This window comes from Janthinobacterium sp. SUN176 (assembly GCF_030587335.1).
Lineage (GTDB): Bacteria > Pseudomonadota > Gammaproteobacteria > Burkholderiales > Burkholderiaceae_D > Janthinobacterium > Janthinobacterium kumbetense.
Map to the genome: position 1 here is coordinate 224,541 of NZ_JAPWIA010000004.1, position 26,820 is coordinate 251,360.

At 64.5% G+C, this 26,820-nt stretch carries 22 protein-coding genes; 9 read left to right on the forward strand and 13 right to left on the reverse strand.

Translation table 11 applies throughout. The features are described 5' to 3' along the window. Positions 1–89: 89 nt before the first annotated feature. Entirely contained in the window at positions 90–947 is an 858-nt protein-coding gene (locus O3299_RS23870; RefSeq protein WP_305063336.1) for a helix-turn-helix domain-containing protein, read from the forward strand. 10 nt (positions 948–957) lie between these two features. Here O3299_RS23870 and ilvB read toward each other — a convergent pair whose 3' ends face one another. Further along, complete coding sequence (gene ilvB / locus O3299_RS23875; protein WP_305063337.1) at positions 958–2,712, reverse strand: biosynthetic-type acetolactate synthase large subunit; 1,755 nt, start codon at positions 2,710–2,712, stop codon at positions 958–960. 99 nt (positions 2,713–2,811) lie between these two features. Here ilvB and O3299_RS23880 point away from each other — a divergent pair, with 99 nt between their 5' ends. Both O3299_RS23880 and O3299_RS23885 read left to right on the forward strand, forming a co-directional pair. Continuing rightward, positions 2,812–3,273: an Lrp/AsnC family transcriptional regulator gene (locus tag O3299_RS23880; protein ID WP_070217690.1), complete on the forward strand. Its 462-nt coding sequence runs from the start codon at positions 2,812–2,814 to the stop codon at positions 3,271–3,273. A 94-nt stretch (positions 3,274–3,367) separates the two neighbouring features. Further along, complete coding sequence (locus O3299_RS23885) at positions 3,368–5,869, forward strand: TonB-dependent receptor (protein ID WP_305063338.1); 2,502 nt, start codon at positions 3,368–3,370, stop codon at positions 5,867–5,869. Here O3299_RS23885 and O3299_RS23890 read toward each other — a convergent pair. Next, positions 5,866–6,543, reverse strand: a complete 678-nt coding sequence (locus O3299_RS23890; protein ID WP_251349271.1) for a response regulator transcription factor — start codon at positions 6,541–6,543, stop codon at positions 5,866–5,868. The genes O3299_RS23885 and O3299_RS23890 overlap by 4 nt on opposite strands. Next, the gene (locus tag O3299_RS23895; protein ID WP_305063339.1) at positions 6,540–7,448 is read right to left on the reverse strand and encodes a histidine kinase; all 909 of its coding nucleotides are present in this window, start codon (positions 7,446–7,448) and stop codon (positions 6,540–6,542) included. Before O3299_RS23895 ends, O3299_RS23890 begins: the two co-directional genes overlap by 4 nt. A 437-nt stretch (positions 7,449–7,885) precedes the next feature. Here O3299_RS23895 and O3299_RS23900 point away from each other — a divergent pair, with 437 nt between their 5' ends. From O3299_RS23900 to O3299_RS23920, 5 genes are all read left to right on the forward strand, one after another. Next, positions 7,886–8,701 (forward strand): NF038120 family PEP-CTERM protein, encoded by an 816-nt coding sequence (locus O3299_RS23900; protein ID WP_305063340.1) that lies wholly within the window; start codon positions 7,886–7,888, stop codon positions 8,699–8,701. A gap of 1 nt (position 8,702) precedes the next feature. Next, the gene (locus O3299_RS23905; protein WP_305063341.1) at positions 8,703–11,867 is read left to right on the forward strand and encodes a S8 family serine peptidase; all 3,165 of its coding nucleotides are present in this window, start codon (positions 8,703–8,705) and stop codon (positions 11,865–11,867) included. 157 nt (positions 11,868–12,024) lie between these two features. Further along, entirely contained in the window at positions 12,025–12,642 is a 618-nt protein-coding gene (locus O3299_RS23910; RefSeq protein ID WP_216350350.1) for an AIM24 family protein, read from the forward strand. Between the two features lie 17 nt (positions 12,643–12,659). Beyond that, on the forward strand, positions 12,660–13,301 hold the full coding sequence (locus O3299_RS23915; RefSeq protein ID WP_034784288.1) for an AIM24 family protein: 642 nt from the start codon (positions 12,660–12,662) through the stop codon (positions 13,299–13,301). A 3-nt stretch (positions 13,302–13,304) separates the two neighbouring features. Next, complete coding sequence (locus tag O3299_RS23920) at positions 13,305–14,042, forward strand: AIM24 family protein (protein ID WP_152252167.1); 738 nt, start codon at positions 13,305–13,307, stop codon at positions 14,040–14,042. 6 nt (positions 14,043–14,048) lie between these two features. Here O3299_RS23920 and O3299_RS23925 read toward each other — a convergent pair whose 3' ends face one another. Beyond that, positions 14,049–14,855 (reverse strand): enoyl-CoA hydratase, encoded by an 807-nt coding sequence (locus O3299_RS23925; protein ID WP_305063342.1) that lies wholly within the window; start codon positions 14,853–14,855, stop codon positions 14,049–14,051. Between the two features lie 42 nt (positions 14,856–14,897). Beyond that, the gene (locus O3299_RS23930) at positions 14,898–15,527 is read right to left on the reverse strand and encodes a head GIN domain-containing protein (protein ID WP_305063343.1); all 630 of its coding nucleotides are present in this window, start codon (positions 15,525–15,527) and stop codon (positions 14,898–14,900) included. A 174-nt stretch (positions 15,528–15,701) separates the two neighbouring features. On the opposite strand from O3299_RS23930, the gene O3299_RS23935 reads away from it, so the two are divergent. After that, entirely contained in the window at positions 15,702–16,259 is a 558-nt protein-coding gene (locus tag O3299_RS23935; protein ID WP_077399216.1) for a flavin reductase family protein, read from the forward strand. A gap of 157 nt (positions 16,260–16,416) precedes the next feature. Here the strand turns inward: O3299_RS23935 and gdhA are convergent, their stop codons facing one another. The 8 genes from gdhA to O3299_RS23975 all read right to left on the reverse strand — a co-directional run bounded on the left by gdhA (position 16,417) and on the right by O3299_RS23975 (position 26,682). Further along, positions 16,417–17,760 (reverse strand): NADP-specific glutamate dehydrogenase, encoded by a 1,344-nt coding sequence (gdhA, locus tag O3299_RS23940; RefSeq protein WP_305063344.1) that lies wholly within the window; start codon positions 17,758–17,760, stop codon positions 16,417–16,419. A gap of 208 nt (positions 17,761–17,968) precedes the next feature. Beyond that, on the reverse strand, positions 17,969–18,958 hold the full coding sequence (locus tag O3299_RS23945) for a glycosyltransferase (RefSeq protein ID WP_305063345.1): 990 nt from the start codon (positions 18,956–18,958) through the stop codon (positions 17,969–17,971). After that, on the reverse strand, positions 18,955–20,256 hold the full coding sequence (locus tag O3299_RS23950; RefSeq protein ID WP_305063346.1) for a Rieske 2Fe-2S domain-containing protein: 1,302 nt from the start codon (positions 20,254–20,256) through the stop codon (positions 18,955–18,957). The genes O3299_RS23945 and O3299_RS23950 overlap by 4 nt, the downstream gene beginning before the upstream one ends. A gap of 2 nt (positions 20,257–20,258) precedes the next feature. After that, the gene (locus O3299_RS23955; RefSeq protein ID WP_289899411.1) at positions 20,259–21,299 is read right to left on the reverse strand and encodes a polysaccharide pyruvyl transferase family protein; all 1,041 of its coding nucleotides are present in this window, start codon (positions 21,297–21,299) and stop codon (positions 20,259–20,261) included. 56 nt (positions 21,300–21,355) lie between these two features. Beyond that, on the reverse strand, positions 21,356–22,096 hold the full coding sequence (locus O3299_RS23960) for a Stf0 family sulfotransferase (protein ID WP_251349263.1): 741 nt from the start codon (positions 22,094–22,096) through the stop codon (positions 21,356–21,358). 311 nt (positions 22,097–22,407) lie between these two features. After that, positions 22,408–23,655, reverse strand: a complete 1,248-nt coding sequence (locus tag O3299_RS23965) for a DUF819 domain-containing protein (RefSeq protein WP_305063347.1) — start codon at positions 23,653–23,655, stop codon at positions 22,408–22,410. 184 nt (positions 23,656–23,839) lie between these two features. Further along, the gene (gene yegQ, locus O3299_RS23970; RefSeq protein ID WP_289919269.1) at positions 23,840–25,201 is read right to left on the reverse strand and encodes a tRNA 5-hydroxyuridine modification protein YegQ; all 1,362 of its coding nucleotides are present in this window, start codon (positions 25,199–25,201) and stop codon (positions 23,840–23,842) included. A 92-nt stretch (positions 25,202–25,293) separates the two neighbouring features. After that, positions 25,294–26,682 (reverse strand): FAD-binding oxidoreductase, encoded by a 1,389-nt coding sequence (locus O3299_RS23975; protein WP_289899407.1) that lies wholly within the window; start codon positions 26,680–26,682, stop codon positions 25,294–25,296. Positions 26,683–26,820: the final 138 nt, after the last annotated feature.

The following is a 26,820-nucleotide window of genomic DNA, read 5'->3' on the forward strand; positions in this document are numbered from 1 at the left end:
AATGACTTCACTGTAGCGCGCTTGCGCGTCCACGTCTTGAACGAATACGACATCGGGCGCGGCCGGAAATTGCCGGTACAATCGTCGCCATGCCTGCCGCCCCTACGCCCCTGACCCGCCTGATCGCGCCGCGCACGGCGCTCGCTTCCTGCGTGCGCGCCTTCCTCGTGCGCGACACCACGGGCTGCGCGCCGCTGCCGCCGGCGCAGCGCCTGAACCGCTTTCCCGCCGCGCCCATGTGCAGCATCGTCTGGACCGTCGCGGGCGACGTGGAAGCGGCAGCGCCGGGCCTGTCGCTGCGGGACGTGCGCATGCCGCCCGCGCTGTTCGGCGGCCCCCGCTCGTATCCGCTGGTCAGCTACAACCCCGGCCCCGTGCATACGTTTGTCGTGATGTTTTACCCGGCCGCCCTGCATGCGTTGTCGGGCGTCTCGATGGATGGCTTGCTGGACCAGTTCCGCCCCCTCGACGCGCTGTTCGATGGGGAATGGCTGGCCCTGTCGGACGCCGTGCTAGCGGCGCCCGACGACGCGGTTCGCGTCAGGCTGGTGGAGGATTTTCTCGCGCCGCGCTGGGCGCTGGCGCGCAAGAGCGGCGACCATCCGGCCGGCGCCGTGCAGGACTGGGTGCGCCGCCTGGCCGTGCAGGCGGCATCGACGGGCCTGGCCAGCAGCGCGCGCAATATCGAGCGCCGCATCAAGGCCTGGGCCGGCCAGCCCATGCGCACCTTGCGCCGCATGCGCCGCGCGGAACAGCTGTTTCTCGACGAGCGCGGCGCCATCTTGCAGGGCACGGCGTCCTGGTCCGACGTCGCCGCCAACGGCGGTTACGCCGACCAGGCCCATTTTTGCCGCGAGACGCGCGAAATCACGGGCTTGAGCCCCACCGAGCTGGCGCGCGCCATGCGCGACGATGAAAGCTACTGGATATACAGGGTGTGGAGTTGAGCAGGATTTTTTACCCGGTGTAGACGACGCCTTTGCGCAAGGTCACTTCATGGTGCCCCGCGCCGGGCGCCATCATGGGGAAGCAGTTTTCCGCGCCATGCACGCGCACGTCGAGGAAGTACGGGCCCTCAGATGCGAGGCAGGCCGCCAGTGCCGCGTCGAGTTCCTCGCGCCGGCTCACCGTGTGCGCCTGCCAGCCGAACGCGCGCGCCAGGGCGACGAAATCGGGCAGCGCTTCCGTGTAGCTGTGGCTGTAGCGCCCGCCATGGATGAGTTCCTGCCACTGGCGCACCATGCCCATGTAGCCATTGTTCGACAGCACCACTTTCACGGGCAGGCGGTGCTGCACGGCGGTGGCCAGTTCCTGGATATTCATCAAGATCGACGCATCGCCGCTGATGCACACGACGCGCTTGCCCGGATGGGCAATCTGCGCGCCGATGGCGGCCGGCAAGCCATAGCCCATGGTGCCGGCGCCGCCTGACGTCAGCCAGCGGCGCGGCTGCTCGAAGCGCAAGTGCTGCGCCGCCCACATCTGGTGCTGGCCCACGTCGGTGGAGACGATGGCGTCGCCGCCATCGATGCTGTCCAGCGCCGCCTGCAGGCGCCGCATCAGCGCCTGCGGCGCGATCACCTCCGGCGTATCGTCGAACGCCAGGCTGTCCTGGGCGCGCCAGGCGTCGATGCGCTGCCACCACGGCTGACGGTCCGCCAGCAGGCGTCCGCGCAGCTGCGCCAGCAAGGCGGCCAATACGGGGGCGCAATCGCCGCGCAGGGCCACGTCGGCGCGCACCACCTTGTGTATGGAGGCCGGGTCGATGTCGATGTGGATGACCTTTGCGCCAGGACAAAACGCATCCAGGCGGCCCGTGACCCGGTCGTCGAAGCGGGCGCCGACGCAGACGATCAGATCCGCATGGTGCATGGCCAGGTTCGCTTCCAGCGTGCCGTGCATGCCCAGCATGCCGAGGAAGGCCGGGTGCGAGGCGGGAAAGGCGCCCAGGCCCAATAAGGTCAGGGTGCACGGCGCGGCGGCCAGTTTCACCAGTTGCTGGAAGGCGGCGCAGGCATCCAGGCCGGAATTGACGAGGCCGCCACCGCCATAGAACACGGGCTGGCGCGCGCCGGCGATCAGGCTGGCGGCCCGTTCCAGGTCGGCGGGCTGCGGCAGGGCAGCGGCAGATGCGGCGGGCGGCAGCGGCGCGTGCTGCGTGACGGGCGCCAGCTGCAGATCCTTGGGAAAATCGACCAGCACGGGGCCGGGCCGCCCTTGCGTGGCTTGAACAAATGCTTCGTGCACGACGGCGGCCGTTTCCTCGGCCGCGCGGATTTGCCGGTTCCACTTGGTGACGGGGCGCGAAATGCCCAGCGCGTCGCATTCCTGGAAGGCGTTGGTGCCGATGCTGGTGCTGGCCACCTGGCCGCTGATGCAGATGACGGGCACCGAATCGCACAGGGCGTCGAGCAAGCCCGTGGTGGTATTGCTCATGCCGGGGCCGGACGTGACGAAGACGACGCCGGGCCGGCCCGTGCTGCGCGCATAACCTTCGGCCGCGTGCACGGCCGCCTGTTCATGGCGCACCAGCACGTGGCGCAGGCGGGGCTGCGCGTGCAGCGCGTCGTACAGGGGCAGCACGGCGCCGCCCGGGTAGCCGAAGACGGTGTCGACGCCCAGGGCCAGCAGGGTGTCGATCAGGGTGCTGGCGCCGTTGCGCGGCGCAAGATCGGCGGCGGGAGCGAGGAGGGGAGCGGGATCGGGTTTCATGGCCTTATTTTCTGCCTGATGCGGCAGAAAAGGCTGCTGGTTTTCTCGTATAGAATGCGATATTCAGTAAAATTTGCTGTGAAATAAGGATATGACAGAATGAAACTGGATAAATTCGACCTCGCCATCCTGACGGCCCTGCAGCAGGATGCCCGCATCAGCCTGCACGACCTGAGCGCCAAGGTGGGCCTGACCTCGTCGCCATGCTGGGCGCGCATCAAGCGCATGGAAGACGATGGCGTCATCGAAGGCTACACGGTGAACGTCAACGCGGCCAAGGTGGGGCTGGCCGACACCGTCATCGTGCAAGTGACCCTGGACGACCATTCCGACCAGGCCCTGTTCGAATTCGGCCACGCGCTGGCCATGATCCCGGAAGTGCTGGAAGCGTTTCTCGTCTCGGGCGACTACGATTACTATCTGCGCATCGCCGTCAGCGACACGCGCGACTACGAACGCCTGCTGCGCGAGCGCCTGTATAAAATTCCCGGCATCCGCCACAGCAAATCGAGTTTCGTGCTGCGCCAGCTCAAACAGAGTTACCTGCCCTTGCAACGCTAGTTCCCCCGCACGGCGGGAGTTTTTCCCTGGTTCCCCGATGGTGGCTGTCCGATACTGGACATTAATAAAAACCACGATAAAACTGGGGATACGCATGAAACTGACTTTATTGGCCGCCGCCGCCATGGCGCTGTGCCAGGCGCAGGCCGCCGACCTTGCCGCTGACGCTAGCCTGGCCGCGAGCCTGGCCACTTCGGGTGACTTGCCCACCGTCATCATCACGGGCAGCATGCCGCTGCCCACCGTGGACCAGCCGCGCGATACCCTGGCCGCGCCCGTGCAGACGGCCAGCGCGCAGCAGATCGCCCGCAGCGGCGCGCTCGACATCTCCGCCTTCCTGCGCCGCAACCTGGGCAGCGTGGTTGTCAACGAGGTGCAGAACAACCCGTTCCAGCCCGACATCAGCTACCGCGGCTACACGGCTTCGCCCCTGCTGGGCACGCCGCAGGGGCTCTCCGTGTATCTGGACGGCATGCGGCTGAATCAGCCGTTTGGCGACGTCGTCAGCTGGGACTTGATCCCGCGCATGGCGATCGCTTCGCTGACCCTGATGCCCGGCTCGAATCCCCTGTTCGGCTTGAATACCCTGGGCGGTGCGCTGGCGCTGCAAACCAAGGATGGCCGCAGCAGCCCCGGCACCGCCATCGAAGCGCGCCTGGGTTCCGACAAACGGCGCGCCGTCGAGGTCGAGCATGGCGGCAGCAATGCGCAGGGCTGGCACTGGTATGTGACGGGCAACCGCTTCAAGGAAGACGGCTGGCGCGACGATTCGCCGTCCGACGTGCGCCAGGTGTTTGGCAAGCTGGGCTGGAGCGATGCGCGCACGGACATCGCCGTTACCGTGGCCCATGCGGACAATGCGCTGACGGGCAATGGCTTGCAGGAACAGCGTATGCTGGCGCGCGATTACCGCAGCGTGTATACCAAGCCGGATTTGACGCAGAACAAATCGACCCTGCTGAATCTGACGGGCAAGCACCAGGCCGGCGCGGCCTTGCTGTTGTCCGGCAATGTGTACTACCGCAAGATCGACACGCACACGTTCAATGGCGACTTGAACGACGAGTCGCTTGACCAGTCCGTCTACCAGCCCGGCGCGGCCGAGCGGGCGGCCCTGGCGGCGGCCGGCTACACGGGCTTTCCCGCCAGCGGCGCGAACGCGGCCAATACGCCATTTCCGAAGTGGCGCTGCATCGCCAACGTGCTGCTGAACGACGAGCCGGCCGAAAAATGCAATGGCATGCTCAACCGCAGCCATACGCGGCAGGAAAACTATGGGTTTTCGGGCCAGTTTACCGCGCTGGCCGACGTGGCGGGAGCGCGCCATGCCGTCACGGCCGGCGCCGCCTTCGACGCCAGCCACGCCACTTTCCGCCAGACGAGCCAGTTCGGCTATCTGAATCCGGACCGCAGCATCACGCCCGTGAACTTCTTTGCCGACGGCACGGAAATCGATGACGACGGCACGCCCGTGGACAACCGGGTCGACTTGAGCGGGCGCATGCGCACGTGGAGCGTGTATGCGAGCGACAGCATTGCGTTCAATCAAGATATGACCTTGACCGTCTCCGGCCGCTACAACCGCAGCACGGTGCGCAACCGCGACGCCATCACGCCCGGCGGCGGCAGCGGTTCGCTCGATGGCGACCACCGTTTCAGCCGCTTCAATCCCGCCATCGGCCTGGCATATGCGCCGGCCGCAGGCGTGAGCGCCTACCTCGGCTACAACGAGGGCAGCCGCACGCCGACGGCCATCGAACTCGGTTGCGCCGACCCGGAAAACCCGTGCCGTTTGCCCAACGCCATGGCCGGCGACCCGCCATTAAAGCAGGTCATCACGAAGACGTGGGAAGCGGGCGTGCGCGGCCAGTGGGGCGAGGTGGCCCGCTGGAGTGCCGGCGTGTTCCGCGCGGAAAATCACGACGACATCCTGTTCGTGGCCGACAACCAGGCGGGGTTTGGCTATTTCAAGAATTTCGGCAAGACGCGCCACCAGGGCGTGGAGCTGGCGCTGGATGGCAAGGCGGGCATGCTGGACTTCGGCGTCAACTACACGTGGCTGCAGGCGACGTATCAAAGCCGGGAGCTCGTCAACGGCAGCGCCAACAGCAGCAGCGATGCGGACGTGCCCGGCCTGGAAGGCAATATCGTCATCACGCCCGGCAAGCGCATTCCCTTGACGCCGAGCCATATCCTGAAGGCGCACGTGGATATTCAGGGCGGACGCGACTGGACGGTGGGCCTGGCCATGACGGCCGTCTCCAGCGCCTATGCGCGCGGCAATGAAAACAATGCGCACCAGCCGGGAGGAACGTCGTACCTGGGCGCGGGCGAGAGCGTCGGCTATGCCGTGGTCGAGCTGAACGGCAAGTACCAGCTGACGCCCCGCCTCAGCGTGTTTGCCCAGGTGAATAACCTGTTCGACCGGAAATATGCGACGGCGGCCCAGCTGGGCGCGACGGGTTTCGATGCCAACGGCAATTTCGCCGCCCGCCCGCTGCCCGCCGTGAACGGCGAGTATCCGATGGTCAATGCGACGTTTTATGCGGCCGGCGCACCGCGCAGCGTGAACGTGGGCGTGCGCTACGCGTTTTAAGGATGGACCTGCTCGATGATGCCATTGCGCAGCGCCAGGTGCACCAACGCGGCGGGGCCGGGCACGTCGAGCTTTTCCTTGATGCAAGTCTGGTGGTTGGCCACCGTCTTGCTGCTCACGTGCAGCAGGCGGGCGCAGTCGGCAGCGCTGCGGCCTTCGGCCAGCAGGCGGAAGATTTCGAATTCGCGCTGGCTCAGGCTGCTCAAGCGGTCCGCTTCCATGTTGGCCGTGCCTTGCAGCACGCCGGGCGCGCTGTGCGGGTCCAGGTAGCGCCGGCCCGCGTGGGCGGCGCGCACGGCGTCGACCAGGTGTTCCGGGTCGGCCTGTTTGCTGACGAAGCCGCAGGCGCCGCCGTCAAACGCGCGCGCGATCAGCTGGGGCGTGTCGTGCATGGTAAACACCAGCACGCGGGCGCCCGCGTCGCGCGCGAGCAACTTGCGCAGCAATTCCAGGCCGCCGATGCCGGGCATGGATAAATCCGTCACGCAGACGTCGGGCGCGTGCTCCTGGTACAAGCCATACGCCGTTTCGCCATTGCCCGCCTCGGCCACGACGGCGATGTCGCCGCCCTGTTCCAGCAAGCGCCGGTAGCCCGTGCGCACCACGGGATGGTCGTCCACCAGCATCACGCGGATCGGCCGCATGCCGCTGTGCATGGCGTTCATGGCGCTCATGCCGCGCACCGTGCCGCCAGGGCCACTTCGATGCGCAAGCCGTTGCCCAGCGCATTGATCCAGCGGATGTGGCCGCGCAAGCCCGCCACGCGCTCGCGCATGCCCAGCATGCCGAAACCGTCTGCTGGCGTCTTGTCCTGGCGCAAACCCCGGCCATTGTCTTCGATGGCCAGGTGCAGCAAGCCGTGCGCATCGGCGCGCAATTCCACCGTGGCCCGGTCGGCGCCCGCGTGGCGCGCCACGTTCGTCAAGCCTTCCTGCACCAGGCGGTAGATGGCGGTGGCGGTGCTGTCGTCGAGGCCGGCGGGGATGGCGTGCGGCGCGAAATGGCAGGCGATGCCGTGCTGCTGGGTCCAGCTGTCGCACAGCGCCTGCAGCGCCGGCGCCAATCCCAGGCTGTCGAGCACGGGCGGGCGCAGCCGGCGCAGCATCGTGCGCACCATCGCGTGCAGCGCTTCCGACGAGCGGGCGATGCTGGCGGCGCACGCCTGCACGTTTGCCTGGTCGCCCTCGCGCGCGCGCAGGATGTAGCTGGCGGCGGCGCGGATGGCCGTGCAGTCCTGTCCCACTTCATCGTGCAGCTCGCGCGCCAGCGCGCAGCGCTCCTCTTCCTGCGCGCGCAGCAGGCGCTGCGTGAGGGCGCGGTTTTGCGCCAGCAGCAGCGCCACCTGGCGGCCGCGCCGCAGGGCAAAGCCGGCCAGCGCCAGCACCAGCACCAGCAGGCTCAGGGCCAGTTCATCGAGCTGCCAATGTTCCTGGCGCCAGAGCGACTGCGTCAGCCGTTCGGCCAGGTCCAGCCTGGCGGCCAGCAGGAAAAAAGCCAGCGCCAGTGCGCAGCACAGCAGGACGGTCCGGCGCGGCCGGGCGTGCGCGCTTGCCTGGGCGCCAAATTGATGGTGTTCCATGATGCTGCTCCCTGAGCACGGTCGATCTTCTTGTTGTGCAAGCTTCATGCCATCGGTGCAAGGGCGCGAGGGGCCGCTCATGCGGGGCGGAGGGAACAGGCAAGTGTTCCAGGATGGGACAGGTGTACCGCGATGTGACGGGGGAGGACGACGCGGCAGGCGCGGTTTTCGAGCTTATCCGAAGTCAGGCCGGCCCGCTGGCGTACGCGTCTGCAGTGCGCGCTCTTGTTGTTCAAATGTAACGTTGAGATTCCTCAAACTTTCATAGATAAAACAAAACAAAGTTTCGCGGAGTTAGATAAAAAATAAATAAATGATATTAAAAATATGATATTTGTTTTATGCGATTTGCTATATTTGTTGACACTTTTGTGAAAAAGCTGAAAGCGGGCGCCAGACCTGCCGACCTATCTATCCACAACAATCAAGGGAATAGAATGAATCGTTTATCACATGCGCGGGTATCGCCCGCCACCGCCAATCCGCCCGCTACCCGCGGTCGCGTCGCCGTCCTTGCCGCGCTGGCCACCTTGTCCGTGCTGGGCTCGGCGCCGGCCCTGGCCGGTATCCTGACTTTCGACAACTTGCGTCCCGACGTGTATGAAAGCGGCCAGACGCTCAATACGTCGAGCTACAACCTGCTGTTCCTGGCCGACCCGACGACGGCGGCCGGCGGCGGCGTCAGCGGCGTGGGCGCCATCCTCGATGGCCGCGTGGGTTCGTCGTGCGATATCGCCGCCTGCCCGCAGGGCGCCACCGGCAATTACCTGGCTATCCTTAACGATGGCGGCGTGAATTTCACGCGCGCCGACCACCAGGCATTCACCCTGGCCGGTTTCGATTATTCCTTTATCGCCCCCGTGTCCGGCTTGCCGAACCAGAATTGGGGCCAGCTGCAACTGAGCGGCACCCTCAGCGACGGCCAGGTGATCAGCACCTCGCTGGCGTTTCCCGGCCAGGGCAGCGATGGCAATTACCATTTCCAGAGCGCTTCCCTGCTGGGCGGTTTCAGCAACTATGCGTTTACGGGCCTGAGCTTCAACGCGTGCATCTTCAACGACACGGGCGCGTGCAGCAATTCCCTCGATTTCCCCGCCTTCAACCAGGGCCAGTTCGCGCTCGACAATATCAATATCAGCGCCGTGCCGGAACCGTCGACCTACATGCTGATGCTGGCCGGACTGGGCGCCATCGGCATGCTGTCGCGCCGCCGCAGCGGCAAGTTCGCCGCCTCCACCGTGCAAGGAGCATGAGATGAAATTACGTCCCGTTTCACTCGGCATCCTCTTGCTGGCCGCCAGCCTGGCGCAAGCGGCGCAGGCGCAGGAACGCCGCTCCTACATCGTGCAACTGGTCGACAAGCCGGCCGCCACCTACACGGGCCAGGTTGACGGCCTGGCCGCCACCAAGCCGGCTCCGGGCGCGCGCATCAACGTGGGCGCCGCCGACGTGCAGGCCTATTTGAGCTACCTCGACACCAAACAGGCCGCCGTGGCCGGCACCGTCAGCGCGGCGGAAATCACGCACCAGTACAGCGTCGTCTTCAACGGCTTTTCCGCCTTGCTGACGGACGATGAAGTGCGCGCCCTGAAGAAAAACAGCGGCGTGGCCAGCATCAGCGCCGATTCCATCCTGCAGCTCGACACCAGCTACACGCCCAGCTTCCTGGGCCTGGACAAGCCGGGCGGCATCTGGGAGCAGCTGGGCGGCAAGGCGCACGCGGGCGAAGACATCATCATCGGCATCGTCGACAGCGGCATCTGGCCCGAGAACACGGCCTTTGCCGACCGCCTCGACGAGAATGGCGTGCCCAGCCACAGCGGCAACAATGTCGTGTACGGCGCGCCGCCGGCCAGCTGGCAGGGCACTTGCCAGACGGGCGAAGGCTTTAGCGCCGAGAATTGCAACAATAAGCTGATCGGCGCGCGCTACTACCGCGCCGCCACGTCGGCGCTGCACTGGACGGAATTCATGTCGCCGCGCGATTCCGTCGCCGGCCTGACGGGGCACGGCGGCCATGGCACGCATACGGCGTCCACGGCGGGCGGCAACAATGGCGCCCTGGCCACTTCGAACGGCGTGTCGCTGGGCAAGGCGTCCGGCATGGCGCCGCGCGCCCGCATCGCCGCCTATAAAGTGTGCTGGACGGCCGCCTCGACGGGCCGCAACGGTTGCGCCACGGCCGACAGCGTGGCCGCCATCGACCAGGCGGTCAAGGATGGCGTCAACGTCATCAACTTCTCCATCGGCCCGAACGCGGGCGGCGGCGCCTTCGACGAGCCGACGGAAGTGGCCTTCCTCGGCGCGGCGGCAGCGGGCGTGTTTGTCGCTACATCGGGCGGCAATTCCGGCCCGGCCACGCCCGCACCCGACGTGCCGGCGCCCGTGTCGCACATCAGCCCGTGGCTGGCGACGGTGGCCAATTCCACCCACAACCGCCTGTACGCGGCCAACGTCACTCTCAGCAGCGGCACGAAACTGGAAGGCGCATCGAGCAATGCGAATACCCCGGCGCTGCCGCTGATCCAGTCGCGCGACGCGGGCCTGGCCGGCGTGCTGCCGACGGATGTCAACTTGCTGCGCTGCTTCGGCGTGGCCGATGCCACGTCGGCGTATCTGGACCCGGCGAAAGTGGCGGGCAAGATACTCGTGTGCGACCGTGGCGGCAACGTGCTGGTCAACAAGAGCGCGAACGCCAAAACGGCCGGTGCGGCGGGCGTGATCATCGCCAACGTGGCCGGCGGCGCCAACACCGTCATCAACCAGGCGCACGCGCTGTCGACCGTGCACCTGGCGCAGGCGCAGGGCGACGCGCTGAAGGCCTTCATGGCGGCGACGCCCGACGGCACGGCGGCATTGGGCGAAATCCACACCACCGCCGACACGACGGTGCTGGCGCCGATCGTCAGCGACCGTTCCTCGCGCGGACCGAACGTGGCCAACGCGAACATCCTGAAACCGGATCTCTCGGCGCCCGGCACCAACGTGCTGGCCGGCGTGACGGCCGACCTGACGCAGGCGCAGCGCGATGCCGTGGCCGCGGGCGGCGTGGCGCCGGCGGCCGAGTGGGATTTCTATTCCGGCACCTCGATGGCCAGCCCGCACGTGGCCGGCGTGGCGGCATTGCTCAAGCAGCAGCATCCTGACTGGTCGCCCGCGGCCATCAAGTCGGCGCTGATGACGACGGCCTTCAGCACGTACTCGGACGGCTTGAACGGTTCCGTGTCGTGGGATGCCACGGCGAAGAACTCGGGCCAGCTGCCATGGGGCCAGGGCGCCGGCCACATCGCGCCGAACAGCGCGGCCGATCCTGGCCTCGTGTACGACATGTCGGAAATCGACTATGCGCGCTTCCTGTGCGGCCTGAACCTGAAGGTCTACAGCGCCGCCACGTGCCAGGCCATCGGTACCATCGCGGCCTATAACCTGAACCTGGCGTCGCTGACGGCGGCCAACGTGCTGGGCACGCAAACCCTGACGCGCACGGTGACCAACGTGGGCGCCAGCAGCGCCGTCTACAACGTCTCGGCCAACTTGCCCGGCTACACGGTGGCGGTGACGCCAACGAGCCTGAGCCTGGCGCCGGGCGCCAAGGGCCAGTACCAGGTCAAGCTGACGCGCACCACGGCGCCGGCCAATACCTGGACCTACGGCGCCCTGAGCTGGACGGATGGCACGCACACGGTGCGCAGCCCCCTGACGGCGCGCGGCACGGCGCTGGTGGCCATTCCGCTGGTCAGCAGCGAAGCGGCCACGGGCAGCAAGGTGCTGACCCTGGGCACGGGCTTCTCGGGCGCGCTGGTGGGCGTCAAGTCGGGTCTCGTCGAAGCCGTGCGCCAGGCGCGCACGATCGGCCAGGCGACGACGGGCGCCGCCGCATCGGCTGCCTGCAAGGCGGGCGGCGCCACGGGCGTGAACGTGCACAATGTGGTGATCCCGGCCGGCACCCTGGCGGCGCGCTTTGCCACCTACGATGCCGAAACGACGGGCGGCGCGAATACCGACATGGACATGGAGGTCTACAACGCCGCCAATGTGCTGGTCGGCAGCAGCGGCAATGAAAGTTCCAATGAGCAAGTGGAACTGCGCCTGCCCGCCGCCGGCACCTACAAGGTGTGCGTGATCGGTTTTGCGCCGCAAAACGGCCAGGCCGACTACACCTTGTCGTCGTGGGTGCTGGCGCCGGGCTTGTCGAATGGCGGCTTCAAGGCGCTGATGCCGGGCACGGCCTACACGGGCGGCACGGCGACTGTCTCGCTGAGCTGGTCCAACCTGGCCGAAGGCAAGCGTCACCTGGGCGCCGTCGGCTACCAGGTGGCTGGCGTGGTGCAGGGTGTGACGGTGGTCGAGGTCAATACCAACGATCCCGTGCCGCTGTTCCAGAACGCGCGCGGCGCCAAGCCGGTGCTGGCTGAGTAAACCGTTCTTTGCTTGAACGCAAGGCGTGCCTTCGGGCACGCTTTTTTTTATTCACCCACCCCCGTTCGGGAGGAATAGCACTTGCATGGTGGTAACGCCAACGGTATCTTGTCGGATAGCCATGGCTTTTTGCCCTGGCATTCTTGGGGAGTCGCGCGTGACCAGTTTCCGCACCAATACCGACCGCCTGCTGGAAGTGCGCCTGCAGGATGAAAAAGTGCTGGCGATTGCCGGCGCCATGGTCGCCTATACGGGCAGCATCAAATTTGAAAAATCCCTGCTCGGCGGCGAGGGCCTGTTCGGCGCGCTCAAGCGCAAGGTGACGAACGAAGGCATGCAGGTGATGCAGGCAGCCGGCACGGGCACCGTGTTTTTCGCGCAGAATGCGGCCGAGATCACCGTCATTCCGTTGACGGGTGAAAAGCTGACCATCGAAAGCAGCAGCTTGCTGGCCTACGACACGAGCCTGAAGACGGGCACCAGCTTTGCGGGTCTGCGCGGCGCCAGTTCGGGCCAGGGCCTGTTTTCCACCACCGTCGAAGGGCACGGCAACCTGGCCGTCATTTCGCGCGGCAACCTGATCATGCTGGAAGTGACGCCCGCGCACCCGCTGCGCGTGGACCCGGACGCCTTCGTCGGCTTCAAGGGCGATATCCGCCAGGAATTCGTTTTCGACGTCAACTGGCGCACGATGATCGGCCAGAGCTCGGGCGAATCGTACCAGCACAAATTCACAGGCCAGGGCGTGGTGTTCATCCAGCCCGCCGAACGTTAAGTCAGCGAGGACCCGCGATGCCTGTCTATCAGCAAATCAATGAAAAGATGCTTGAGGTCAAACTCGGCAATGAAGAAGTGTTCGCGCGCAAGGGCGCCATGGTGTCCTACCAGGGCGACGTGGCGTTCAGCCGTTCCTTCCTGGCCGGCCAGGGCGTGCAAAGCCTGGCCATGCGCGCCGTCACGAACGAGGGCTATGCCCTGATGTCGGCGCGCGGCACGGGCAGCGTGTTTTACGCGCAGGGCGGCCTGTTCGTCACCATCGTCCCCGTGCGCGGCGAAACGTTTTATGTGGAAAGCGATTCCCTGCTGGCCTTCGATGCGCGCCTGACGGCCGGCACCATGTTCCTCGGCAACCAGGGCGGCGTGCAGGGCGTGGTGCGCGGCATGGCCTCGGGCCAGGGCTTGTTTACCACCACCCTGCAAGGCACGGGCGAAGTGGCAATTTTGTCGGACGGCAATGCCATCGGCTTGCCCGTCACGCCGGACGTGCCCGTGTTTGTCGACCCGCAAGCGTATATCGGCCACACGGGGCAGCTGAGCTCGACCATCGTCACGGACTTGAACTGGAAAACCTTCGTCGGCCAGGCGTCCGGCGAATCGTACCAGGTGAAGTTCACGGGCCAGGGCACGGTCTACATCCAAGCGAGCGAAAGGTAAGCCATGACGATTTACAATCCCGATACCTTGCCGAAGAACGATAACCTGAACCGTTTTTCGTATGTCATCGACGTCAAGGAACAGATATTCATTCGCAAGGGCAAGATGATCGCCTTCTATGGCGAACTGCGCTTCGAAGCCATGGGCAGCAGCGTGCTCGACTTGATCGTGCGCAATGCCTTCAATGCACCGAAATACGTGCACCACTTTGTCGTGGCGCAAGGGCAAGGCCAGTTGATCCTGGGCGACAACGGCAACGACCTGGCGTGCTACGACCTGGACAACGCCAACATGACCATCCGCGCGAAAAACCTGCTGGGTTTTACGAAGGATGTGATTTGCCAGGAATCGACCTTGCCCGGTTATCTGACCATGATCGGCACAGGGAAAGTCATCGCCTCGTCGAACGGCCCCGTGCATTTCCTGGAACTGCCGTGCCGCGTGGATGAGCAGGCCGTGCTGGGTTGGGCCGATTGCCCCAGCCCGTCGTACCACTACGATTACGCCCACGTGCAGGGCTGGGCCTCGGCCGCCGGCGCGCTCACCGGTTTCAGTTTGTCGGGCGAGGAAAAGCAGATCGACTTCACGGGCGCCGGCACGGTGCTGGTGCAGTCGTCCGAACTGGACGTGACGGGCAGTTCCGCCCTGATGCAGCTGCTGGCGCAACTGCCGCTGCTGGGCAAGGAAGACCTCGGCACCTTGAGTCTTTCTGTCCAGCAGCAGATGAAGGAACAGCGTTAAGCTGCTTTACGGCCGCGCCCAGCCGGGCGGCCGCTTTTCTAAAAAGGCAGTGACGCCTTCCTGCGCATCCTCTTCCATCATGTTGCGCGCCATCACGTCGCCCGCATACGCATACGCGTCGTCCAGCGGCAGCTGGCGCTGTTGGTAAAACATTTGCTTGCCGTAGCGGATGGCCGTCGGGCTTTTCGCCATGATTTGCTGCGCCAGGCGCGCCACGGCGTCGTCGAGCGCCGCGTCGGCCACCGTTTCGTTGATCAAGCCCCAGTCGGCGGCCGTGTCGGCGTCGATGAAGCGGCCCGTCACCAGCATGTCGAAGGCCCGCTTGGGCGACACGTTGCGCGACAGGGCGACGGAGGGCGTGGCGCAGAACAGGCCCACGTTGATGCCGGAGACGGCAAAGCGGGCGGACGCGCCCGCCACGGCCAGGTCGCAGCTGGCGACCAGCTGGCAGCCGGCCGCCGTGGCGATGCCGTGCACGCGGGCAATCACGGGCACGGGCAAGGCCTGGATGGCTTGCATCACGCGCGAGCATTGCGCGAACAGGGTTTGATAATACGCAAGCTGGCGCGTGGCTTGCATCTGGCGCAAGTCGTGGCCCGCGCAAAAAGCCTTGCCTTCGGCGGCCAGCACCACGCAGCGCACGTGCGGCTGCTGCGCGACGGCATCGAGCGCCTCTTGGAGCGCAGCCAGCATGGCTTCCGACAGGGCATTGAATTGCAGGGGACGGTTCAGGCGCAGGGTGACCAGGCCACCCTCGTCTTCGCGCAGCACCAGCGGCGCATCGTTATCCTGGGTTTCGGGTATTGCGGTCATGCGGTCTCCCCTGGCCTGATGGCCTTGTTGTTTTAGGAAATCTTACTTGGCGGCATTGACGCTGCCGATGCCGGCGATCGACTTGTGCACGATCTTCGGCTTGCCGTAATACGTCAGTTCGCCCATGCCGCGCACCACGGCGTTCAGTTCGCCCGAGGAATACACCTTGACGGAGCCGATGCCTTCGAAATTGACGTCGACGTTTTTTGCCAGCAAGGCTTTCGTATCGACTTCGCCCACGCCTTGCGCCTTCAGGCGCAGCCAGTCGACCTGGCCATCGGCGGCCAGGCGGCCCGCGCCCTTGTAGCTGATGTCGACTCTTGGACCATTGAGCTTGGTCAATATCTTTTCGCCCGCGCCTTCCGCGATCAGCTTGCGCAAGGTCGGCATGGTGATGATGATGCGCGGGTCGCCCTCGGTCTTCTTGATGTCTTTGTCCTTCATGGAAATTTTCAGTTCGCCATCGACCACTTCCGTGATCACGCCGCTGAGGAATTTCTGGTCGCCGCGCAGCAGCAGGCTTTGCTCCTTGCCCGATTCGACTTCGATGCTGATGGGGCCGCGGATATCGATGGCGTTGAAGGCGCCGACCGTGCGGGTTTGCTCGTCGGCATGCGCGAGGGTGGCGAGGCAGGCAAGGGACAGGACGGACAACAGGAACAGAGGGCGCATGGCGGTTTCCTTGAGTAGTTGATCAGTGTATTCTATTGTGCAACATCTCCATTGGGGAGAAATTTGCGACGAACGGCACAAATCGCGGCGCGGATGACCGCCGCCAGCGGCCAGCCGCGCGCCCGGCAAGGCGCCGTTAGGCTATGCTGAGGGGCAGCGCGTCCTGGAGAGCAGATGAAAAATTACCACAAAGAAGACTATCCCGTCGCCGACATCCGGCGCTTCCTCGAACCGGGGCCGGTGGTGCTGGTCAGTTCAACGTGGCAGGGCGAAAGCGACGTCATGACGATGGCCTGGCACATGCTGATGGAATTCACGCCATCCTTGCTGGGCTGCTTCATTTCCGATGCGAACCACAGCTATGAAATGATCAAGCGCAGCATGGAATGCGTGATCAACCTGCCCACGGCCGACATGGTCGACCAGGTGGTCGCCATCGGCAATTGCAGCGGCGCAGACACGGACAAGTTCACGGCCTTCGGCCTGACGCCGCAGCCGGCCGAGCAGGTGGGCGCGCCCCTGATCGCCGAGTGCTACGCCAACTTCGAATGCAAGCTGGCCCAGGTGGCGGGCAATCCCAAGGGCGGCTTCTTCATTTTCGAGTGCGTGAAAGCCCACGTGGCCACCTCGCCCAAGCTGCCTGAAACCCTGCACTACCGTGGCAACGGCGAGTTCATGGTATCGGGCCGCACCATCAGCCGCAAGAGTCTGATGAAGCCTGAAATGTCGTAGGACACCTGACCAAACCTACTGCGCGTCGATATAGGCGGCCTGCGATGCTCACCGTACCCGAGTACGGTTGCGCTTCTCGGCCACCTCTCTCTTCCGCTCGCTACGGTTTTGTCAGGTGTCGTTAATTCTCAAGATGCTCCCCGTATCTGTCCTGGGGTTAAATGACACCCTGCGCCAGCATGGCATCGGCCACTTTCACGAAGCCGGCGATATTGGCGCCATCCACATAGCTGACGGAACCGTCCGCGCGCGTGCCGTATTGCTTGCACGCGGCGTGGATGCCTTGCATGATCTGCAGCAAACGTGCATCGACTTCTTCGCGCGGCCACGATATGCGGGCCGCGTTCTGGCTCATTTCCAGACCGGAAGTCGCCACGCCGCCCGCATTGCTGGCCTTGCCCGGCGCGTACAGCACGCCGGCCGCTTCGAAGGCCTTGGCTGCCTCGATGGTGGTGGGCATGTTGGCGCCTTCGGCCACGCACTGCACGCCATTGGCGATCAGGGTGCGCGCAGCGTCGATGTCCAGTTCGTTTTGCGTGGCGCAGGGCAGGGCGATATCGACCGGCACATGCCATGGCGACACGCCCGCCTCGAAGCGCACGCCGGTGCGCGCGGCGTAATCGCTGACCCTGCCATACAGATGGTTCTTGATCTCCATCAGGATGGCCAGCTTTTCCGGCGTAAAGCCGTCTTCGTCGATGACGGTGCCGCTCGAATCAGAGACGGTGATGACTTTCGCGCCCATGGCCATGGCTTTTTCCACCGCGTATTGCGCCACGTTGCCCGAGCCGGACACGGACACGCGCATGCCTTCGAACGAGCGGCCCCGCGTTTTCAGCATTTCTTCGGCGAAATACACGGTGCCGTAGCCCGTCGCTTCCGGACGCATCAGCGAGCCGCCGAAGCTGGCGCCCTTGCCCGTGAATACGCAGTCGGCGCGGTTGCTGAGTTTTTTCATCATGCCGGCCATATAGCCCACTTCACGTCCACCCACGCCGATGTCGCCGGCCGGCACGTCCGTGTCCGAACCCACATGACGGAACAGTTCGCTCACGAAGGCTTGGCAGAAACGCATCACTTCGCCCGGGCTCTTGCCCTTCGGATCGAAATCGGCGCCGCCCTTGCCGCCGCCCATCGGTAACGTGGTCAGCGCATTCTTGAACGTTTGCTCGAAGGCGAGGAATTTCAGCACGGACAGGGTCACGGACGGGTGGAAACGGATGCCGCCCTTGTACGGCCCGATGGCCATGCTGTGCTGGATGCGGTAGCCGCGATTGACTTGTACTTGCCCATGGTCATCGACCCACGACACGCGGAACATCACTACGCGTTCCGGCTCGATCAAGCGTTCCAGCAAGCCTTGTTCCGCGTATTTCGGGTGCTGTTCCAGGAATGGCCACAAGCTCTCCATGACTTCGGTGACGGCTTGCAGAAACTCGGGTTGACCTGGATTGCGTGCGGCGACATGCTGGACATACTCGTGAGCAGATGCGTATTTCATCAGAATTCCATGGAGGTAATCGGTTATTTGGGCAACTATCATCGCAGATTTTGCACGAAAATGGTGCGGAAATTTGGTTTTGAGGGGTTTCTGCTACATTGTGGGGCGCGCTTTCCCATCAAGCGGCGAGGCCAAACAGAGAGTGGTCTGGTGGAAAAAGTGACCGAAAAACAAAAAACGCCAGCGTGAGTGCTGGCGTTGCGGACCTTTACGTCAGGTGTCCGGATCGTTTCGGGCGCAGCCCGGGCAAGGGCGTTTCCTTGCCGATGAGCAGCTGCATGGCGCGCTGCCGCAGCGTGTGGCGAATCCGGTGCGGAGCCCGGCATGCAACAGTATCTAGCAAGAAATAGGAAAGAGTGCGCAGGCCGGGCACCGGGCAAGGGGCGCTGGCGCGCCAGTAACGTGTTGCTGCCGGTATACCGGTATGGTTCAGCAGGGAACGCAGATTGTTCAGCTTGCGCGCTGAGCGGATCCTGTTGGCCAGTGCTGGCGCCAGTCGCGCAAGGTGCGGCGTGAGCATGGCGTCGATATGCAGGAAATGCTCGAGCTTGCGCGACATTGCGGTCATTTGCGGATGATGTTGCCGATAGTGCAGCAGGACGTTGCTACTGTAGTGGATGGACATGCCAGCACTCAGGCAGCGTATCCAGTAATCGTAAGCGGCGCCTTCCTTCAACTGTTCGCTGAATGGCCCGATACGGGAGAGCAGCCGTTTGCTGAGCAGCACGCCGGATGGCTGGATGGGAGAGCCCAGCAGGCAGGCGGGCCAGGCGGCAAATTGCCGTGGCGTTGCCCAGGCCACGGGATTGCCGCCATGGCTGTTAAGCGTGGCAACTTGCGATGCATACACAATCGCATCTGGCGTGTCGGATGCTTCTGCCTGTGCCAGTTGTTCGGCCAGTTTTTCAGGCAGCCAGATGTCATCGTCGTCGATGAAGGCCACCCATGGACAACGGGCGGCGGCCACTCCCGTATTCCTGGCGGCCGCCAGGCCGGTGCCCGCATTGTGTACGATGGTCACGTGCGGGTAGGCAGCGTGGACGTAAGCGGCAGTGCCGTCGCTGCTGGCATCGTCGATCAGCAAGATTTCCTGCGCGGGCCGGGACTGGGCCAGCAGCGATTGCAAGGTGTCGTCGAGAAACCCCCTGGACCAGCCGTTCCTGGTGCAAATGATGACGCTGACGGGGGCGACGCTCATGGCGCCACGGCTTCTGGCGGCGCAACACGGATGCGGATGGCTGCGCCGTCTTGCCGGATGTCATACGGTTGCAGTGTCAATGACGGGCAGGACGATTTTCCTGTTTGCAAGTCGAACGAGATGGCACAGGCCGGGCAATACACTTTGTCGCTGTCGCAGCCGCCATCGGCCAGGTCCACGCCGTAATGCGGGCAGGCCGCATCGTAGGCGCGGGTGCCGTCGCTGGTGCGCACCAGCATGATGCGATACGGCGCGGCATCGACGATGATGCGCTGCGTGTCGGGCCCGTCAGCAGGAAGCTGGCCGTGTATGACGCCGTTCGCCTGGTCGAGCTGGCCGGCAACGACGGGAACGGCTGCCGGCGTCTGCACGGGAGCGGCGGCGACAGGCGCGCCGAAATTGTCTTCGCGTCGCAGGTGCAGCACTTCATCGTGGCCCTGCTCGATATCGGCGGCCCGGCGCCAGAATTCGCGCGAGTAAAAACAGGCGGGATCGAAGGTCGGGCGGGAAGCATTCAGGCGCATGGAGATGGCCACGCGCGTCGCGTCCGTCGTATTGAGGTGCGTGCCGTGCAGCACTTCTGGATCGAAGACCAGCATCTCGCCTGCCGCCAGCGGCAGATAAGTCGGCACCGGCAGGCGGTAGCCCGCTTGCAGGTACAGCGTGCGGCGCTCGCAGGGCAGCGAGGCGTTGGCCAGTTCCGGATACAGCACCATGCCCGCTTCCGCCGGCACCTCGCCAATGGCCCACCAGATATTGCGTCCGTCCCGCGAATGGCCGGCCCAGCTATCGATGTGCGGACCATGTGCCCAGGCGGCGGGCGGGTGGCCCCGGTGATAGTCTTTCGGCGCGTACACGGGGTCAATGACCTTACGGGCCTGAAACTGCTCGCGCACGGTCGCGCTGAGGCGGCCAATACCGGGATTTTCGCTCGCCGGATTGGTCTTGCGCGCTACTTCGTAGGGGAAGTTGATGCGCAGGATCAAATAGTCATCCACATAGAAATCGCCATCCCAGCCCAGGACCTGGCGGCCGACGGCCGTCGCCATGGCCAGCAAGGGCTGGCGCAAGCGTTCCAGCACCTGGTTGCGCAAGGACGTCACATCGTCGGTGTCGATCACTTCGTGCAGCCGCTCGATGCCATGCTGGCGCAGCACCTGGGCTGCCGCGGCGCCCTTCATTTGTTCGACCGTGGAAATAATTTCGCTGAGCACGCGCTCGGTCATCGTTGCCCACGGGGCGAGTTCACGGACGTGGCACTTGAGCCACACGCCCTGTGTCGAGGATGGAGCGCTCATCTTCATTGCTCCGATGCCAGGGTGCGCAAGGTTTGCAAGCCGCGCACCGTGATCTGGCGCAACTCCTGTATCAGCGGCAGGGCGTCCTGGCGCGCGCGGCGATACTGCGCGACCGAGCGCGCGCGGTCCATGATGGCGCTCACGCAGTCGCCACTTTGCATCAGATCAACATCCCACGACGCCATGCCGATGGTCGACAGCATCGAGCGGCCCCGTTCGTCATACGACAGGTTGATGCTGTGCGAACCCATGGCCAGGCAGGGCAGGAAACCATGCAGGCGGTAGCTGACGTGCAGCTTGCAGGTGCGCAGCGCTTCGATGTAGCGGCTGACTTCGTCAAAGTACAGGGGGGCCGCTTCCGGGAAGCCGGCGGCAAATTCGAGATCGATGTAGTCGTGGCAAGCCAGGTAGACGGGTTGCGCATATTCGGCACGCAGGGCGGCAATCAGGCGGCGCAAGTCTTCGGCGATGCGCCACTGCAAGGTGGCCGGAACGCTCATGCGCATGGGGTGACGGATGGAAATGATCACGCCGCCCTTGGCGGCATCGCCCTCGGCATTCGGCGGCAGGTACAGCGTGGGGCAGCCACCGACCGTCACCTTGGCGCCAAGGTCGGCGAGGATTTCCTGCGAACCCGTGTCGCGCACCATGGCCACCTTGGCATGCTCGACCAGGTGCCGTATCGCAGTCGGGCTGAGCGCATCGGTGCGGTCTTCCATTTGTCCGTCGCGGCCCGTGATGCGGCCGTGGGATAGCCCCATCAGCATCATCGGCCGGCGCAAGGCATTGACGGCCTGGGCATCATAGGACAGCTGGCCGTTTTCGAACAGATTCCCGCCGCCCACGATGACGGCGTCGGCGAGGCGGTTCATGTCGTAAATCTGGCGTGGCACCAGGCCGCCAAATTGCGGTCCTTTCAAGGCAGGAATGCTGACGACATTGGTGGCCGCTCCGAACACCTCATAGAGGAGCTCTGCCGTAGCGTAGCCGATGAGATCGTTGCCGATATTGCGAGTGGTGGGGCGCACCATAAAGATATTCAATGTTCGTCCTGTCTTGTTGTGTGTGTTCAATGAAAACGGGGAAGCCCGGGCGTTGACTAGCCGCGTGCCGCAAGTTCTTCGACGAGCGTGCGCATGCGCGATTTCAGTTCCTGGTCCCCTGGGTAGGCGCCCTGGTCCACGTCCAGCATGCGTTGGGCGCTTGCCGCATCGGCATTGACGCCGAGCAAGGCGGCGATGTCATCGATCAGCGTCAGATCGTGCCGGTTGACACGTTCGGTACTGATGACGAGCGGTTCGATACCCCGTTGCTTGAACCAGTCCTGCCAGAGTTGCTCATCCACGGCAATCAGCTGCATGGCCTTGCGCGCCGCCAGTTTGAGGCGCCAGGTCGAGTAATTTTTTGTTACCGGGGCGACTTCGAAACCCCAGCGCCCCGTGATCATGCAGGTCGCCAGGGATGCCGCCTGGGCGAGCTTGTTGTCGCGGATCAAATGAATGACCGTCGCTCCTTCGAACAAGGCGGTAAAGTCGTGTGGATACGGCCACTTTTGTATCTGGGGAAACTGGATATTCGATGCGAACAGGCCATTCGCAGAACGCCTGGCAAAAATATGCGCGAGGTAATCCTGTTTCTTGATTTGCCAGCGCTCCGTCAGCGCCTGCACGCTATTGTCGTTGAAATACTCCAGCGGCACGCCGATCCCTGCGCCGAGTAACAGGCGGGCCAGGCGTTTGCTCGATGCACGTGGCGCTGCGCATACCAATAGCTTTTTATGGGGGAGTGGCGACGACGTATCGTAAGGAAACTCACGCATTTCTGCGGGCGTTGGACGCATGCTGCCGGTCCATACTGACTTGATATTAGTCAACGGAGTGGGGAAACGTTCATTCATGAGTGGGGGGGAGGCTGGCTATGCCCTGTTGCGTGCGATGATGCTTTTAAAGCAATTAAAGAATTTACTTTCTTGAAAATATGTTGCTTTAAAATATTATCTCAATTCATGCCATATATAGCACAAAGTTATTATTTATTTATGTTTTATGTCTCTCCCTAGCAACTATTGATGGCCGGTAGCAAGCTGATTCGAGAACCAACGACAACGCCAGCCCGAAGGCTGGCGTTGTCGTTACCGCGCTGCCAGGAGCGTCACCCCGCCATGCTGCGCAAGATCAAGCCCGTGATGTAGGCGCCGTAGGTGCCCAGCGCGTAGCCGAGCACGGCCAGCAGCACGCCGACGGGCGCCAGGGCCGGGTGGAAGGCGCTGGCGATGACGGGGGCCGACGCGGCGCCGCCGATGTTCGCCTGCGATCCCACGGCCATGAAGAACAGGGGCGCGCGGATCAGCTTGGCGACGAGCAGCATCAAGCCGCCATGCACGGCGATCCAGATCAGGCCCAGCAGGAACAAGAACGGCTTGTCGAGCAGGGCGCCGAGGTCCATGTGCATGCCGATGGTGGCCACCAGCACGTACAGCATGGCCGAGCCGATGGTCGATGCCCCTGCGCCTTCCAGGCTGCGTGCCCGGGTAAAGCTGAGCAGCAAGCCGAAGGTGGTGGCGAGCACGACGATCCAGAAGAAGTTCGACGTCAGGCTGTAATCCTGCAGGCGCCATGCGGCGGGCAAGGTATTGATCCAGCTGATGATGGGGCCGGCCAGGAAGTGCGACAGTCCCGTCACGCCCAGGCCCACGCCGAGGATGATCATGATGTCCGTCAGGGTGGCGACGCGCGCGTGCTGGGCGCGGTAGCTTTCGATGCTGTCCTTGAGCGCATTGATGGCCGTCAAATCGGCACCCGTCCAGCGGTCGAAGGCGCCCGCGCGGCCCGCCAGGAACAGCAGCACGGCCGTCCAGACGTTGGCCACCAGCACGTCGACGGCGACGAACTGGCCGAACAGGGTGGCGTCCACTTCGAACACTTCCTTCATGGCCGCCTGGTTGGCGCCGCCGCCTATCCACGAGCCGGCGACGGTCGTCATGCCGCGCCAGGTGTCGCCCGCCACCGTTTCCGGGTGGATCAGGCGCAAGGCTTCGAACGAGACGAGGGCGCCCAGCATCACGCCGAGTGTGCCGGTGAGAAACATGATGATGGCCTTGGGGCCGAGGCGGATGATGCCGCCGAAATCGATGGCCACGCACAGCAGCACGAGCGCGCTGGGCAGCAGGTAGTCGCGCGCCACGGCGTACAGGCCGGAAGCGTTGCCGTCGATGATGCCGAAGGTGTTGAGCAACGCCGGGATCAGGTAGCACATCAGCAGGGACGGGATATACGTGTAAAACTTTTTCCAGAAGCCATTTTGGCGGGAGGCGGTCCAGAAGACGGCCCCCAGGGTCATGGCGAGCAGGCCGAGGACGACGGCGTCATTGGTGATCAGGGCAGAGGTGGCAGGTGGCATCGGGGATTCCGGTGAACGTGTCAGGGACGCGCGGGATGCCGATCAGGCCCCCGGGCGCAGGGTGGCCGTATCGTATAGCAATGTTGAAGCCTAAACAAATTATTTAGGCCGTGTTAGCGGGAATTTTTCTTGTCAAATCAAACACTTACATACTGGTTCGCCACCCCGCGCTCCAGACTGGCGGTTACAAATAGCGCGCCAGCAAGGCCTTGTCGAGGGACCCGTCGAGTTCGATGCGCACGAAGTGGCCGCTGCCCGGCGCCACCTGGATCTCGCTGCCATCGTCGGCCAGCATGCGGGTAATGGTGAAGTCGCGGTTGCCGCCCGGATGCACGGCTTCGATGCGGTCGCCCACGGCGAAGCGGTTTTTCACGTCCACCCTGGCCCAGCCGTCCGTCACGCCCAGCACGTCGCCCACGTACTGGCTGCGGTCCGCCTCGGATGCGCCGCGCATGTAGTTCTGGTGCGCCTGCGTGTGGTGGCGCTGGTAGAAACCGTCTGTATAGCCGCGGTTGGCCAAGCCTTGCAGCTGGCCCAGCAGGCCGATGTCGAAAGGCCGGCCCGCGACGGCGTCATCGATGGCCTGGCGGTAGACCTGCGCCGTGCGCGCCGCGTAGTACAGCGACTTGGTGCGGCCCTCGACCTTCAGCGAATCGACGCCGATTTTCACCAGGCGCTCGATGTGTTCCACGGCGCGCAAGTCCTTCGAGTTCATGATGTAGGTGCCGTGCTCGTCTTCGAGGATCGGCATCAGCTGGCCCGGGCGCTGGGCTTCTTCAATCAGATAGGGCTGGTCGGCCAGCGGGTGGCGCGGCTGCTGGTGCAGGGCGGAAAACGCGTTGTTGTCGGCCTCGGCCAGCGCCTGGTGGAATTCCAGCGGCACCACTTGCATGCCGCCCAGGTCGCCGCTGGCGTCTTCGGTGGCATTTTTCACCTTGTAATCCCAGCGGCAGGAATTCGTGCACGTGCCCTGGTTCGGGTCGCGGTGATTGAAGTAGCCGGACAGCAGGCAGCGGCCCGAATAGGCGATGCACAGGGCGCCGTGGACGAACACTTCCAGTTCCATCTCCGGGCAGCGCTGGCGGATTTCCTCGATCTCGTCGAGCGACAGTTCGCGCGACAGGATCACGCGCGTCAAGCCCATGCGGTGCCAGAATTTCACGTCGGCCCAGTTGACGGCGTTCGCCTGCACGGACAGGTGCACGGGAATCTCCGGCCACTTGTCGCGCACCATCATGATCAGGCCCGGATCGGCCATGATCAGGGCGTCCGGGCGCATGGCGATCACCGGCTCCATGTCGCGCAAATACGTTTTCAGCTTGGCGTTGTGGGCGAAGATATTGCTGGCGACAAAGAATTGCTTGCCGCGCGCATGCGCGCCGTCAATTCCCTCCTGCAAGGCTTGCAAGGTCGAAAAATCGTTATTGCGCACGCGCAAACTGTAGCGGGGCTGGCCCGCGTAGACGGCGTCGGCGCCATAGTCGAAGGCGGCATGCATCTTGGCCAGGGAACCGGCGGGCAGGAGAAGTTCGGGAGCGTGGCGCATGGAGGAGGGGCAAAGCCAGCGATTGTAAGCGGGCGGCGAGCGCATTGCATTGCCCTGGATCAAGGGATTGCAAGGCGCTGCGCCGTGGCAGCCTAGGCGGCCGGACAGATGTTCTGGTTGGCGCGGAACAGGTTGGCGGGATCGTATTGCTTCTTGATGCGCGCCAGGCGCGGATAGTTCACGCCATACGCGTCGGCCGTGCGCCCGCTTTCATCCTCGGTCAGGAAATTGACGTACACGCTGCCCGTCGCATACGGCGCCGCGTCGTTGAAAAACTCGCGTGCCCAGGCGATGCAGCGCGCGTCATCGGCCGGCTCGTCCCAGCGCGTGTGCACGTTCATCACGTACAGGGCGTCGCGGTGCGGATAGGCCGTATCCTGCGGCGCCGGCCGGCTCGCCTGGGCGCCCAGCAGGCCGAGGAAGATTTCGCATTGCGGCGTCGGCAGCTTGCCGGCATGGCGGATGACGGTATCGATGGCCGCGTCGCTGAGCTGCGTGAAGTTGTGCGATTTCCAGTAATTGCGCGCGCCCGGCGTGAGCAGCGCATCGAACGCCTGTTGCCAGGCCGTGTACGGCATGCTGCCCAGGTGCATGCCCAGCGGCTGGCCGAAGCTGCCGATGCGCTCGATCGCTTCCTGCATGGCGGAAGATTGCACGGGCGAAAAGACGGGCAGAACCAGCACGTCCTGGCCGTGCACTTCCGGCGGCAGGAAGGGCAGCGGCGGCGCCTTGCGCAAGACGGCCCAGACGGTCAATGCATCGGGCATGCCGTCGACGAAATCGCGGTATTTCGTCAGCACCGCCTTGGCTTGCGCGTAGGGAAACACGATGAGGCCGGCCGTCACTTGCGGCCCCACCGGATGCAGCTGGAATTCGAAGCGCGTGACCACGCCGAAGTTGCCGCCGCCGCCGCGCAAGGCCCAGAACAGGTCCGGATGCTCCGTCGCGCTCGCATGCAGGAACTGGCCGTCGGCCGTGACGACATCGGCCGCCAGCAAGTTGTCGGCCGCCAGGCCCAGCGTGCGGCTGAGCCAGCCAAAGCCGCCGCCCAGGGCAAGTCCTGCCACGCCCGTGGTGGAATTGATGCCCAGCGGCGTGGCCAGGCCGAACGCTTGCGCCTCGTGGTCGAAGTCGTGCAAGGTGGCCCCGCCTTCGACGTGGGCGCGGCGCTGTTGCGGATCGATATGCACCGAGCGCATGCCGGACAGGTCGATCACCAGGCCATCGTTGCACAGGGCGCTGCCGGCGATATTGTGGCCGCCGCCCCGCACGGCCAGGGGCAGGCCGTGGTCGCGTGCATACGCCAGCGCCGTGCGCACGTCGGCCGTGCCCGCGCAGCGCGCGATGAGGGCCGGATGCCGGTCGATCATCGCATTCCAGACGGCGCGCGCGCTGTCGTAGCCGGCGTCGTTCGTTTGTAACAGTTGCCCTCTCAATGAGGCTTGCAACTCATTGAGCTGGCCGTTCGTCAAGGTATTCATCGTGTACCTCCCAGCGGCTGCATGCGGTTATGGGTATGGTGACGGGAAGCAGGAGGACTGTCCCCGCGTGCCGGCCTGCATGCATCGTTTGCCAGCGCGTGGTTTCATGATAGGAAGGCGCCAGACGGTACGCAAGCC